Raw genomic sequence first — 12,742 nt, 5'->3', positions numbered from 1 at the left:
CGGAACAACGGGAGACGAATGAGCAGTGAACGCGATGCGGTGATCGCGCGACTCGAGGACGACCAGTTCGCCATCGCGATGATGCTCGTCCGCCGCGACACCGGCGCACTGAGCGGCGACGACATGCCGGCTCAGCAGCTCAAGACGCTCTTCGTCGTCCGCGCGCTCCACGAACCCACCGCGCACGACATCGCGCTGCGGCTCGACGTCAGCGCAGCTACCACGTCCGGGCTGCTCCACCGCCTGGAGGATCGCGGCTACATCACGCGGCGCCCCTCCCCGACGGACCGGCGTGCGCGCATCATCGAGGTGACGCCGAGCGGCGACCAGTTTCTGCACGAGATGCTGACGATGGTCCGCAACACGAGCCTCGAGATCATCGACGGCCTCACGATGGAAGAGCTCACCGCCCTCGCCATCGGTACGGCCGCTGTCCGCCGTGAGGCCGAACGGCTCGAGCGCGGTCAGGACTCCTGAAGCGGCACGAAGTTGTACACCCCGTGGCGGGTGATCGTGGGCTCGTTCCCGTGCCGGACGACGCGCGTCATGGCGGCTCCGACCGGGACCACGAGCACTCCGCCCTCAGGTGAGAGCTGGTCGACCAGCGCGTCGGGGAGCCGCCGCGCTGACGCCGACACCAGGATGCGGTCGTAGGGGGCTTCCGCGGGCCATCCCAGCTCGGCACCGGCCTGCTCGATGCGCGCGTTGGTCGTGGTCACGTTGTCGCGCCCCATCTGCGCGAGTTCGGGCACGATCTCGACGCCGATGACGAACCCGTCCGGACCCACCCGATGTGCCAGGAGCGCGGTGGTCCACCCCGAACCGCTGCCCACGTCGAGGACCCGGTCGCCCGGCTGCGGGTCCAGCAGTTTGAGCATGTCCGCGACGGTCCGCGGCTGGGAGTTCGTCATCCCGTAGCCGATCGAGACGGGAGCGTCGATGCCCGCTTGGTCGGCAACGTCATGAGGGAGGAACCGCTCGCGCGGAACCTCCCTCATGACGGCCTCGACCCACATGGGTCAGGAGCCTCCACCCAACTGCTGCTCGGCCTGCTCGATCGCGTCGGCCATCTCGTTGATCCGCCGCTGATACGTGGCCAGATCGCCCTCCTGCAGCGCCTGCTGAGCCTGGTCGTACAGCTCCGTGGCCTGCTGGAGCAGCTGCTCCGGGGTCTGAGCCTCGGCGGGCTCGCCTCCGTCGCCCTCCTCCGGCGGGGCCTCCACCTCGTCCTCGGGCGGCGGCGCCGCGCCCTCCTCGAGCCCGAGCGCCGCGCGCAGCGCCTCGTCGAGCGTATTGCCGATGCCGACGTCCTCACCGAACGACGCGATGATGTACTGCAGCACCGGGTACGAGCCCTCCTCCACGGAGCGCTGGATGTAGACCGGCTGCACGTACAGCAGAGCACCGCCGACCGGCAGCGTCAGCAGGTTGCCGCGCAGGATTCGCGCGTTGGTCGCCTGCTCGAACGGCAACAGGGTCTGCGTCACCTGGTTGTCGGCCTGGATCTGCGCGGCGATCTGGTTGGGACCACCGACTCGTGTCTCACTGGGCAACTCCAGGATCTGCAGCTTGCCGTAGTTCTCCGGGTCGGACGCCTCGGAGTTGACCGACATGAACGACGCCAGGTTCTGACGATTGTTCGGCAGGTAGACGCTGGTCAGCGAGAACTGCGGCGTCTCCTGGTCGGGTCGGCTCATCGTCAGGTAGTACGGCGGCTGCAGCGCGCCCTGGTTGCCCGACGGGTCCTCCGGAACGCGCCAGCGCTCGCCGTCCTCGTAGAACGTCTGCGCGTCGGTCACGTGGTACCGCGTGAGGATGTCGCGCTGGACCTTGAACAGATCCACCGGATAGCGCAGGTGCTCCAGCAGGCCCTCGGAGATCTCGCTCTTGGGCTTCACCGAGTCGGGGAACACCTTCATCCACGTCTTGAGGACGGGGTCCTCCTCGTCCCACTGGTACAGGTCGACGGTGCCGTCGTAGGCGTCCACGACGGCCTTGACGGAGTTGCGGATGTAGTTGACCTGGTCGGTCGGCAGTGCCATCTGCGCGGCGGTCTGCGTCAGGGTGTCCGACGTCGCCTCGCGCAGCGAGCGGTGCTGGCTGTACGGGTAGCTGTTGCTCGTCGTGTAACCGTCGGCGATCCACACCACGCGACCGTCGACCACGGCCGGGTAGATGTCGCCGTCCACCGTCAGCCACGGGGCGACCTTCTGCACACGCTCGCGCGGGTGGCGGTCGTAGAGGATCTTCGACTCCTCGTTGACCCGGTCCGAGAGCACGATGTTCGGCTCAGCGAACTTGAGCGCGTAGAGCACCTTGTTGAACAGGTTGCCCACCGGCACGCCGCCCTCGCCGTCGTACGTGTTGGCGGTGGCGTTCTCGGGGTTGTCGTCGTCGCTGCCCCCCGAACCGCGCGGAATGTCGACCTCGATCGGCTCCGCACCTTCGGGGCGGCCGACGATGGAGTACTCGGGCGACTTCTCGCCGAAGTAGATGCGCGGCGGCACCTCGAACTCGAACTCACCGGTCGGCGGGATGTCGCGGGCCGCCCAGACGGGCTCACCCTGGGGCCCGCGCTCGTTGCCGTAGGCGGCGATGACGCCGTAGCCGTGCGTGTAGACCGTGTGGTCGTTGGACCAGGTGCGCTGCGAGCTCTGCAGACCGTCGAGGTCGACCTCGCGCGCGGCGATGATGACGTCGCGCGGCTGGTCCTCGCCGTCGAAGCGGTACCGGTCGACGTCGAGCGTCTTGTTGACCGTGTAGTAGCCGCGCACCTGCTGCAGCTGCTGGAACGCCGGCGACACGAGGGTCGGGTCGATGAGTCGCGAGCTCACCCGGGACTCGGCGCTCGCGTTGAGCTCCTCGGGCGAGAGCTCCGTCGCCGCCGAGTACGAGCGGGTCTCCACCTCACTGACCCCGTAGGCCGCGCGCGTCGCCTCGATGTTGCGCGCGATGTACGGCTCCTCACGGTCCGCCTCGGAGGGGCTGACCTGGAACTGCTGCATGAACGCCGGCCACAGACCGCCGATGAGCACCGAGGACAGGATGAGCCCGCCCAGACCGATCGCCGGAAGAGTCCAGCTGCGGGCGATGATCGTGGAGAAGAACAGCAGTGCGCAGATGATCGCGACCGCGATCATGATGTTCTTGCTCGGGATGCGCGCGTTGGCGTCGGTGTAGGTGGCGCCGTCGACGACTCCGCCCGTGCCGAGCAGCAGGGTGAACCGGTCGAGCCAGTACTGGAACGCCTTGATCAGCACTGCGATGCCGGCGAGGACGGCGATCTGGATCTGGGCGCCCCGCGTGAAGCTCAAGCCGCGGCCGGCGAAGCGGATGCCGCCGTAGACGTAGTGCACGAACGCGGTCACCACGATCGTGATGATCACCATCGTGAAGGCGAAGGACGCGATGAACGTCAGCCACGGCAGGTCGAAGACGAAGAAGCCGTTGTCGCGGCCGAAGTGCGGGTCCTCGACGCCGAACTCGGTGCCATGCCACCACTGCTGGAACGTCTCCCAGCGGGACTGGCCGACGACGCCGGCGAAGATGCCGAGGATCACGGAGATGATGATGAATGCGGCCTTGCGCACCGGAGTGAGCGCGAAGCGGTACCGGGCCGCCGGGTCGTCGCGACGCAGCAGGTGCGGTTCGGCGCGCGTGCGGTACGCGAGGAAGAGGTTCAGGGCGACGAACAGCGCGAACACGATCGCGAAGCTCACGAAGAGGCCGACCCGCGTCCAGATGACGGTGGTGAAGACGTCGGAGTAGTCGACCGAGCGGAACCACAGCCGGTTGGTCCACACGTTGGTGAAGACGGAACCGAGCACGACCAGCGCGGCGAGCGTGATGAGAGTCGGCACGAGAACGCGACGACGGCGGTCGGGCGGCGGAGCGGCCGGTTGCGGACGGGGGGCTCCGAAGATGTCGCTCAACAGTTCTCCTGGGTCATGTCGCCGGCATGGCCGATGGCAGGCCTAAGCCTATCGAGTGACCCCAATCACGACATGCTCGCGTTCAGGAGCGCCACCAGGCCGGGGACGAGCTCGGGCCCCTCCAGCAGCGGCGCGTCCTCGGGGGTCCGGGCCCGCACGGTGGTGTGGGCGCTGCCGTCGCGCAGCACGGCGGCGCAGATCCGCACCTCCTGGCGTTCGGGATGCTCGGCCACGACGCGCACGAGTTCGTCGGGGTCCTCGGGCAGGTCGGCCTGCGCCGACGGCGGGAGCATGACCCGCTCGATCACCACGGCGCAGCCGTGCACGGTGTCGGGCCACATGAGCGTCGGAAGCACGTCCTCGACGGAGCGGTCGGCCGGCACGCCGTCCTGCTCGACCGGCGTGTACCCGTCAGGATCGCTTAGCTGATCGGCGAGCGCCGGCTGCGCGGCGATCAGCTCGGCCGTGCGCACCAACGCGAAGAGGCGCGGGGACTGGTCCCAACCGCCCTCGGCCACGTGCCGCTCGACCTCGAGGGTCGCCTGGCGCAACGGGGAGTCGGGGGCTACTTCGAGCATGTGGGGACCTCGGCTTCCGGGTTGTCGGCGAGCGTCTCGATCGCCTCGATCGCCTGCTGCATGGTCTCGACGTCGACGAGCGTCATCGCGGTGTCGGCGGTGGCCGCCTCGGCGCAGTTGGCGCTCGGCACGAGGAACACGGTCGCTCCCCCGTCCTCGGCGCCGGCGATCTTCTGCTTGATGCCGCCGATCGGGCCCACCGCCCCATCCGGGGTGATCGTCCCCGTGCCGGCGATGGACAGGCCGCCGGTCAGGGCGCCAGGCGTCAGCTTGTCGTAGATGGCGAGCGCGAACATGAGCCCGGCGCTCGGACCGCCGACGCGATCGCCGATGTGGTTCTCGATCTCGATCGGGAAGTCGAAGCCGACGCCCACGACGATGCCGACGCGGGCGCGCTCGGGGTCGTCCTCGGCGGGGACCGTTCCGATGGTGACCTGCTGCGGAACGCCCTCGCGGGCGATCTCGAGCCGTACCTCGTCGCCCGGCTCGAGGGCACCGATCGTGTCAGCCACCTGCTGCTGGTCGGCGACCCGTTCGCCGCCCACCGCGAGGATCTCGTCTCCCTCCTCGAGCACACCCTCCGCGGGCGACCCCTCGACGACCGAGCGGACGCTGACCGTCTCGGGAACGTCCATGCCGAGGGCCCGCAGCGCGGCCGCGCGCGAGGCGTCCTGCGAGGAGCTCAGCTGCGCGGCGCCCTGCTGGCTCGCGTCTTCGTTGGTCTCGCCGTGGGGGTAGAGGAAGTCGTGCGGAACGAGGTCGACGTCCTTGTCCCACCAGGCCTGCAGCGCGGCAGGCAGCGCGATCTCGGTCTCGGCGCGCGACACCGAGACGGTGGTGAACGCCAACTCGCCTTCGGTCTCGTACGTCTCCACGCCCGCGCCGAAGGTGAGCAGCGGCTGCCCGTCGAGGGTGCTGAGGGTGTCGAAGGACGGTCCAGGGCGCATCGTCGAGTACGGCACCGGGAGGATGAACACCAGGCACGACACCGCGACCAGCGCGATACCGGTCACCGTCAACGTGGCCGTCCGGCGGCTCATCGCAGGCTCTTCCGCGTCGTCGTCACCCCCGCAGCCTAGACACCTGCGCGAAGCAGTTTCGATTGGCGACACGGCCTAGTCTTGACCCATGGCTGGCGACGAACCCCGCGAAGAACCGGAGAACCCGTTCAAGGGCACGCCCATGGAGCATCTGTTCGGCCAGATGGGCGGACAGTTCGATCTGTCCGCGCTCCTGTCCCAGATGCAGTCGATGTTCGAGCCGCACGAGGGCGCGGTGAACTACCGCCTCGCCACCGACATCGCCCGGCAGACCCTTGCCGCGAGCGGCCCCGACCCGTCGCCGACGACGACTAAGCGCGGCGCGATCGACGACGCTGTCCGCCTCGCCGAGATGTGGCTGGACCGCGCCACCGAGCTGCCGAGCGGCGTCACGTCGAGCGCGGCGTGGAGCCGTGCGGAGTGGATCGAGCAGACGATGCCGCAGTGGCAGGTGCTCGTCGAGCCCATCGCCGCCAACGTCGTCGCGTCCATGGGCGAGGCGCTGCCCGCGGAGGCGAAGGCCCTCGCCGGTCCGTTCGTCGCGATGATCTCGCAGGCCGGCGGCGCGATGTTCGGCCAGCAGATCGGTCAGGGCATCGCCGGTCTCGCGACCGAGGTGCTGTCCTCGACGGACGTCGGTCTGCCGCTCGGCCCCCAGGGCATCGCGGCGATCCTCCCCCACAACGTGAGCACGTTCGCCGAAGGCTTCGAGCACGGTGAGGCCGACGTGCTCCTCTACGTCGCGCTGCGCGAGTGCGCGTACCAGCGCCTCTACGTCCACGCCCCCTGGCTGCGCAGCGCGATCGTCACCGCCATCGAAGAGTTCGGCCGCGGTTCGCGGATCGACGCGAGCGCGATCGAGGAGAAGATGCGCTCGATCGATCCCACCCGTCCCGAAGCGATCCAGGAGGCCCTCGAGGGCGGCCTGTTCGAGCCGGACGTCACGCCCGAGCAGCAGCACGCGAAGAACCGCCTCGAGCTCCTGCTCGCCCTCGCCGAGGGCTGGGTCGACGAGGTGGTCGGGCAGGCCACGGCCGAGACGATGCCGGCCGCAGTGGCGCTCGCGGAGGCCATGCGTCGCCGTCGCGTCACCGCGGGGCCGGCCGAGCAGACGTTCGCCGCGCTCGTCGGGCTCGAACTGCGCCCGCGCCGCCTGCGCGATGCCGCGAACCTCTTCTCGGCGCTGCGCGACCGCGAGGGCACCGAAGCGCGTGATCGCGTGTGGAGCCACCCGGACCTGTTGCCCACGAGCGAGGACCTCGACGATCCGCTGGGTTACAGCGAACGGCACGGCGAGACCGGCCAGATCACCGACGACGAGTTCGACGCGGCGCTCGGCAAGTTGCTCGCGGACGAGGCGTCTCGGGGCGACGACGAGCAGAAGTGACGCTGCACCAGGACGCCCACGCGGTCCTGTCCGCCTGGCACGCGCCGGACACCGACCAGGAGACGCTCCGCACGCGCTACCTCGCTCATCTCGAAGCCCACGATGACGCGATGTGGCGTACCTGCCACCCGGACCATCTGACGGCCAGCGCGATCGTGCTGTCGGACGACGCACGCCACGTCGCTCTGACGCTGCACCGCAAGCTCGGCCGGTGGTTGCAGTTCGGCGGCCACTGCGAGTCGGACGACACCAGCCTCGCCGGCGCCGCCGCCCGGGAGACGCGTGAAGAGTCCGGCATCGCCGAGTTCGCACTGGACCCGCGGCCGCTCCTGTTGTCACGGCATGAGGTGCCCTGCGGGCCGCTGCGCCCGGCGCATCACCTCGACGTGCAGTACCTGGCGGTCGTGCCGGCGGGAACGGAACTGGTCGTGTCCGAAGAGTCGACGGACGTGCGGTGGTTCGACGTGGACGCGCTTCCGGCCGACACGGACGACACCGTGCGGGCGCTCACCGCGACTGCCATGACACGGCTTCGAGAAAGCCCTCGGCCCGCTCCCGGCGCTCGTATCCACTGAGCAGCCGCTGGAATCGAGGTCCATGATCGGCCTCGAGCAGGTGGGCGAGCTCGTGCAGCAGGACGAAATCCACGACGTAGCCCGGCATCGGGCGCAGCCGATCGGACAGCCGGATCGACCCGTCGTGCGTGCTGCATGACCCCCAGCGCTTGTGCTGATTGCTGACCCACCGGACCGACGACGGCTTCGCAGCTCCGTCGAGGTACCGCTGCGAGAGATCGGCCGCCCGGGACATGAGGTCGTCGTCGGCCTGCGGCGCCCGGCGCCGCTGCACGCGCGCGTCGAGCTTGGCGACGAGATCGCTCACGACACGCTCTTCCTCAGCTTTGCTCATGCTCGCCGGGATCATGACGATGGTGCGGTCGCCTTCACGTCGCGCCTGCACCGTCCGGCGGCGCCGAGCGCTGCGCCGGACCTCGATGCGGGGCGCGTCGTTCATGCCGAGGACTGTAGTGCGCGGCACCGACACGGGTCGCTGTCCACTGCTCGTCCACACCTCGCCTCGGCGATCCCCACAGGTTCTCCCCAAGGTTGTCCACAGGCGTGGACAACTGGTCTGCGGGATGGGCTTGACGCCCGGCCCGCGGGGCCCTACGTTCAGTCCAGACGAACCCCCGGTGGCCGCAGGGGAAGGCGCGCCGCCGGGGGTTCTTCTCTGCCTCAATACCGGCTGAATCGACGTGCAGCCTCTACGCTTAACGTGACCTACCCCACATCCAAGGAGACCGTCATGGCAGACGACAGCTGGAGCGGCGAGTTCTACTGCGTGAAGTGCAAGGAGAAGCGCGAGGCGACCGGGACGATCCAGGTCAACGACAAGGGCACCAAGATGGCCAAGGCCACCTGCCCAGTGTGCGACACCAAGCTCAACCGGATTCTCGGCAAGGCCTGACCCCACGCGGCTGTGGATGACGGCCGCGCGCGACGAGCAGGACGCGGCACGATGACGTCATGGCCGTCCGCCCCCTGCTTCGTCCCGGCTCCGCGGTGCTGCGTCGCGACGCTCAGCACCTCCAGATCGGCACCACGCCGGGAGTGATCGTGCGCGACGATCCCGGCGCTGCCGCGGTGCTGCGCCACGCCGACGGCGTGCGCGTGGCCGAGGAACTCGCTGACATCGCCGAACGCGAAGGCTCGACCCACGGTGCTGAGCTGGTAGCCGAGCTCATCGCTCGCGGCGCGCTGGTCGTCGCATCGCTGGGTGGCAAGCGTCCGCGGGTCGACATCCGCCACGACCTCGGATGCGCGCGCTTCGCGCAGGTTCTGCGCGCCCTCCTCGCGGACGACGCCGTCTTCGCCGAGGGCCCGCAGGCGCTCATCGTGGCGGCGACCGTCGGCGAACCCGCCCGGACCGCGTTCCGGGCGATGAGCGACCACCGCATCGCGCATCTTCCGGTCGCGCTGCTCGACGACAAGGCCCGGGTCGGTCCGCTCGTCCTGCCCGGACACACGCCGTGCCTCGACTGTTTCGACCTGCAGCAATCCACCACCGATCCGCACTGGCCTGCGCTCGTCACGCAGTTCGGCGTCGCCCGGCCTTCACGTGTCGGTGCCAGCGCAGCGGCGCTCGGCCTTGCGGCCGCCGAGATCGCCCGGGCCGTCGCCGAACTCGACGCCGGAAACACCCCGCACCTCGCCGGGCGAACGGTCCTCCTCGGTCCCGCGCCCACCCAGGCCGTCGCGTCCGCAGTCCGATTCCACCACCGCTGCGGATGCCACCTCCTCGCCGCCTGATATCACTGCGGATTCGACCGGCGCCCCTATCCTGATGACGTGGCCGGCCGCGACAAGGACGAGGAACGCCCACTGACGGGCAGCGCCTTCGCGCGGGGCGCCCGGCTGGCGAGCCTTCCGGCCTCCTTCGCCGCCCGCACCACGTTGGGTCTCGGCAAGCGGATGGTGGGAGCCCCGGCTCAGGCGGTCCTGACCGACGTGCAGCGCCGCACCGCCGACCAGATCTTCAGCGTGCTCGGCCAGCTCAAGGGCGGCGCGATGAAGTTCGGGCAGGCGCTGAGCGTCTTCGAGGCAGCCCTCCCCGACGAACTCGCCGGGCCGTACCGCGACGCGCTGACCAAACTGCAGGACGCGGCGCCGCCGATGCCGACATCGACCGTCCACCGCGTCATGACCGCCGAGTTCGGCGTCGACTGGCGCCGCCGCTTCCCGGCCTTCGACGACCAGCCGGCCGCCGCCGCATCCATCGGTCAGGTCCACCGGGCGACGTACCGCGACCCCGAGACCGGCGACGAGACCGAGGTCGCGGTCAAACTGCAGTACCCGGGCGCCGGCGACGCCCTGCTGTCGGACCTTCGGCAGATCTCCCGGATCGCGAAACTCTTCGGTGTCCTGGCCCCCGGCATGGACGTCAAGGCGCTCGTCGCCGAGCTGCGCGAGCGCGTGGCCGAGGAGCTCGACTACGGACTCGAAGCCGAGGCGCAACGCGCCTTCGCCGAGGGCTTCGCCGACGATCCCTACGTCGTCGTCCCGATGCCGCTCGCGCACACCGAGCACGCCCTCGTCTCGACCTGGATGGACAGCTCGGGATCGCTGGCCGACGTCATCGACCACGGCTCGAAGGAGGACCGCGACCGGCTGGGCGAGGCATTCGTGCGTTTCCTGTTCGCCGGCCCCTCTCGCGTCGGACTGCTCCACGCCGACCCTCACCCGGGCAACTTCCGGATACTCGACGACGGCCGGCTCGGCGTGGTCGATTACGGCGCGGTGGCGCGGCTGCCCGACGGCCTCCCCGACGTCATCGGTCGGCTGCTGCGCGCCTCGGTGGACGGTGATTACGAGGCCGTCGTCGCCGGACTGCGCGACGAGGGCTTCCTGCGCGGTGAGGCGCTCGACCCGGAGGTCATGGAGCGCTACCTCGCGCCGCTCATCGAACCGGCCCGCGCGGAGACCTTCACCTTCAGTCGTGCCTGGTTGCGCGCGCAGGGCCAGCGACTCAGCCGGCCGGACGCCGAGGGGTTCGGGACCGCGCGCCAACTCAACATCCCCCGCGAGTACCTGCTCATCCATCGCGTGTGGATGGGCGGCGTCGGCATCCTGTGCCAGCTCGGCGCGACCGCCCCGTTCCGCGAGATCCTGGCCGAATCGCTCCCCGGGTTCGCCGACTAGGCGTGCTCGGTGACGACGGAGAGCACCGCGTCGCCGTACCGCTCGAGCTTGGCCTGGCCGACACCGCGGATACCGGCCAGCTGCTGGACGCTCGTCGGCTTGACCTCGGCGATCGCCTGGAGCGTGGCGTCGGTGAACACGACGTAGGCCGGTACCGACTGTTCCGTGGAGATCTCCTTGCGCCACGTGCGCAAGGCCTCGAACAACGCCTCGTCGTAGGTGGAAGGACAGTCCGCGCACCGGCCGCGGGACCGGTCGGCCGCCGCCAGCGGTTTGCGGCACACCCGGCAGAGCGCCACCTTGCGTTGGCGCGGCGAGCGGACCGGCTGCCGGGCCTCGTGCTGGGCCGGCAGCAGCGCATCAAGGAACCGCGTCGGCGGTCGGTTGCCGCGGCCGCCGGGATGCCGCGTGGCCGACCAGCTGATGATGAGGTCGTGGCGGGCCCGCGTGACGCCGACGTAGAACAGCCGGCGTTCCTCCTCGACCGCCGCCGGGGTGTCGGCGTGGACGCTCGGCATCATGCCCTCGTGCATGCCGACGAGGAACACGGCGTCCCACTCCAGACCCTTGGCGGCGTGGAGCGTGGCCAAGGTGACGCCGTCGGCCGTCGGGGCGTGGGCCTGCTGAGCCCGGCGGTCGAGATCGGCCACGAGCGCCGTGAGGTCGGCGTCGGGCTGCTCCGCGGCGAGATCACCGGCCATCGTGACGATCGCGTGCAGCGACTCCCACCGATCACGCACCGCGCCCGAACCGCTCGGTGGCTCCTCGGTGTGGTTCATCGTCGACAGGACGGCACGGACGTCGGCGACGAGGTCCCCGGCGCCCTCGCCTGCGCGTGCCGCACCCCGGAGCAGCGTGACCGCCTGGCGCACCTCGGCGCGTTGGAAGAACCCTTCGACGCCGCGCAACACGAAGGGGATGCCGTGCTGGCCCAGCGCCTCCTCGAACGCCTCGGACTGGGCGTTGATGCGAAAGAGCACGGCGATCTGCTTGTACGGCGTGCCACGACGATGCAGCAGGGCGATCTCGTTGGCGACCGCGTTGGCCTCCGCCGTCTCGTCCGGGTACCCCTGGTACGACACGGGGTTGCCCGGCTCCTGCTGCGAGCGCAGCTGAACGCCGTCGCCGCCGCGCGGCCCGAAGACCGCGTTGGCGGCCGCGACGATCTGGGGCGTGGACCGGTAGTTGCGGACCAGCTCGTGGCGCTCGGCGTCGGGGAACTTGCGCCCGAACCCGGCGAGGATGCGCGGGGACGCGCCGGCGAACGAGTAGATGGTCTGACGTGGATCGCCGACGACGCAGAGGTCGTCGCGTCCACCGAGCCACAGGTCGAGGAGAGTGGCCTGCAGCGGGTTGACGTCCTGATACTCGTCGACGACGAACCAGCGGTACTGACGGCGTACCTCGGCGGCCACCCGCTCGTCGTCGGCGAGGATCGCGGCGGTGACCAGGAGGATGTCCTCCATGTCGATGCGGCCGCGCTCGTGCTTGACGTCCTCGTAGGCCCGGAGGATGGCGCCGGTGGTGCCGTGATCGAGGTCGGCGACCTGGCGCCGACGCTGGGGCGCCTCGCGCGCGTAGTCCTCGGGCCGGATCGTGGAGACCTTGGACCACTCGACCTCGGCGGACAGGTCGCGGATGAGCGCCGTGTCGGTGGGCACGCCGACCCGCTTGGCGGCCTCGGCGACGAGCCCGAACTTGGACGCGATGATCTCGGGGAACTCGGTGCCGTAGACCCGTGGCCAGAAGTACCGCGCCTGCCGCAACGCCGCAGAGTGGAACGTGCGCGCCTGCACGCCACCGGCACCCAGCTGGGCGAGCCGCGTGCGCATCTCCCCGGCCGCGCGGGTGGTGAAGGTGACGGCGAGGACCTCCGTGGGCTTGTAGACGCCTGTCGCGACGCCGTAGGCGATGCGGTGCGTGATGGCGCGCGTCTTGCCGGTCCCCGCGCCCGCGATGACACAGACCGGGCCGCGCAGGGCCTGGGCCACCTGACGCTGCTCGGGATCGAGTCCGGCCAGCAGGTCCTCGGCGTCGGGCACGCGGCAACTCCTTGAGCAGTCGTGGGAGGATGGACGACGTCCAGGTTAGACGTCGGAGGTGACAA

At 70.1% G+C, this 12,742-nt stretch carries 12 protein-coding genes; 6 read left to right on the top strand and 6 right to left on the bottom strand.

Going from position 1 to position 12,742, the window contains the following annotated elements; genetic code table 11:
- Nucleotides 1–18 precede the first annotated feature (18 nt).
- Nucleotides 19–477: a MarR family winged helix-turn-helix transcriptional regulator gene (locus EHW97_RS10500; protein ID WP_166367479.1), complete on the top strand. Its 459-nt coding sequence runs from the start codon at nt 19–21 to the stop codon at nt 475–477.
- On the opposite strand, the gene EHW97_RS10495 is transcribed toward EHW97_RS10500, so the two are convergent.
- The 4 genes from EHW97_RS10495 to EHW97_RS10480 form a co-directional block, all read right to left on the bottom strand.
- The gene (locus tag EHW97_RS10495; RefSeq protein WP_124237117.1) at nt 465–1,016 is read right to left on the bottom strand and encodes a protein-L-isoaspartate O-methyltransferase family protein; all 552 of its coding nucleotides are present in this window, start codon (nt 1,014–1,016) and stop codon (nt 465–467) included. The genes EHW97_RS10500 and EHW97_RS10495 overlap by 13 nt on opposite strands.
- 3 nt (nt 1,017–1,019) lie before the next feature.
- The gene (locus EHW97_RS10490) at nt 1,020–3,932 is read right to left on the bottom strand and encodes a UPF0182 family membrane protein (protein WP_124237116.1); all 2,913 of its coding nucleotides are present in this window, start codon (nt 3,930–3,932) and stop codon (nt 1,020–1,022) included.
- Between the two features lie 65 nt (nt 3,933–3,997).
- Nucleotides 3,998–4,510, bottom strand: coding sequence for a PPA1309 family protein (locus EHW97_RS10485; protein WP_124237115.1), 513 nt, complete (start codon nt 4,508–4,510; stop codon nt 3,998–4,000).
- Entirely contained in the window at nt 4,498–5,550 is a 1,053-nt protein-coding gene (locus EHW97_RS10480; RefSeq protein WP_124237114.1) for a YlbL family protein, read from the bottom strand. Before EHW97_RS10480 ends, EHW97_RS10485 begins: the two co-directional genes overlap by 13 nt.
- An 88-nt stretch (nt 5,551–5,638) precedes the next feature.
- On the opposite strand from EHW97_RS10480, the gene EHW97_RS10475 reads away from it, so the two are divergent.
- Nucleotides 5,639–6,937 carry a zinc-dependent metalloprotease gene (locus EHW97_RS10475; RefSeq protein WP_124237113.1) on the top strand — a complete coding sequence of 433 codons (1,299 nt, stop codon included), beginning with the start codon at nt 5,639–5,641 and terminating at the stop codon, nt 6,935–6,937.
- Entirely contained in the window at nt 6,934–7,512 is a 579-nt protein-coding gene (locus tag EHW97_RS10470; RefSeq protein WP_124237112.1) for an NUDIX hydrolase, read from the top strand. Before EHW97_RS10475 ends, EHW97_RS10470 begins: the two co-directional genes overlap by 4 nt.
- Here EHW97_RS10470 and EHW97_RS10465 read toward each other — a convergent pair.
- On the bottom strand, nt 7,445–7,951 hold the full coding sequence (locus EHW97_RS10465) for a YgjP-like metallopeptidase domain-containing protein (protein WP_124237111.1): 507 nt from the start codon (nt 7,949–7,951) through the stop codon (nt 7,445–7,447). The genes EHW97_RS10470 and EHW97_RS10465 overlap by 68 nt on opposite strands.
- Before the next feature lie 291 nt (nt 7,952–8,242).
- On the opposite strand from EHW97_RS10465, the gene EHW97_RS15345 reads away from it, so the two are divergent.
- From EHW97_RS15345 to EHW97_RS10455, 3 genes are read left to right on the top strand one after another with little or no spacing between them, the layout of a single operon-like run.
- Nucleotides 8,243–8,404 (top strand): DUF5679 domain-containing protein, encoded by a 162-nt coding sequence (locus tag EHW97_RS15345; protein WP_166367478.1) that lies wholly within the window; start codon nt 8,243–8,245, stop codon nt 8,402–8,404.
- 59 nt (nt 8,405–8,463) lie between these two features.
- Nucleotides 8,464–9,246 carry a hypothetical protein gene (locus tag EHW97_RS10460; RefSeq protein ID WP_124237110.1) on the top strand — a complete coding sequence of 261 codons (783 nt, stop codon included), beginning with the start codon at nt 8,464–8,466 and terminating at the stop codon, nt 9,244–9,246.
- A gap of 39 nt (nt 9,247–9,285) precedes the next feature.
- Complete coding sequence (locus tag EHW97_RS10455) at nt 9,286–10,635, top strand: ABC1 kinase family protein (RefSeq protein WP_243696393.1); 1,350 nt, start codon at nt 9,286–9,288, stop codon at nt 10,633–10,635.
- On the opposite strand, the gene EHW97_RS10450 is transcribed toward EHW97_RS10455, so the two are convergent.
- Entirely contained in the window at nt 10,632–12,677 is a 2,046-nt protein-coding gene (locus EHW97_RS10450) for an ATP-dependent DNA helicase UvrD2 (RefSeq protein ID WP_124237109.1), read from the bottom strand. The two genes, EHW97_RS10455 and EHW97_RS10450, sit on opposite strands and share 4 nt — an antisense overlap.
- Between the last annotated feature and the right edge of the window lie 65 nt (nt 12,678–12,742).

The organism is Aeromicrobium camelliae (genome assembly GCF_003850045.1).
GTDB lineage: Bacteria > Actinomycetota > Actinomycetes > Propionibacteriales > Nocardioidaceae > Aeromicrobium > Aeromicrobium camelliae.
This window is presented reverse-complemented; position numbering and strand designations above follow the sequence as displayed.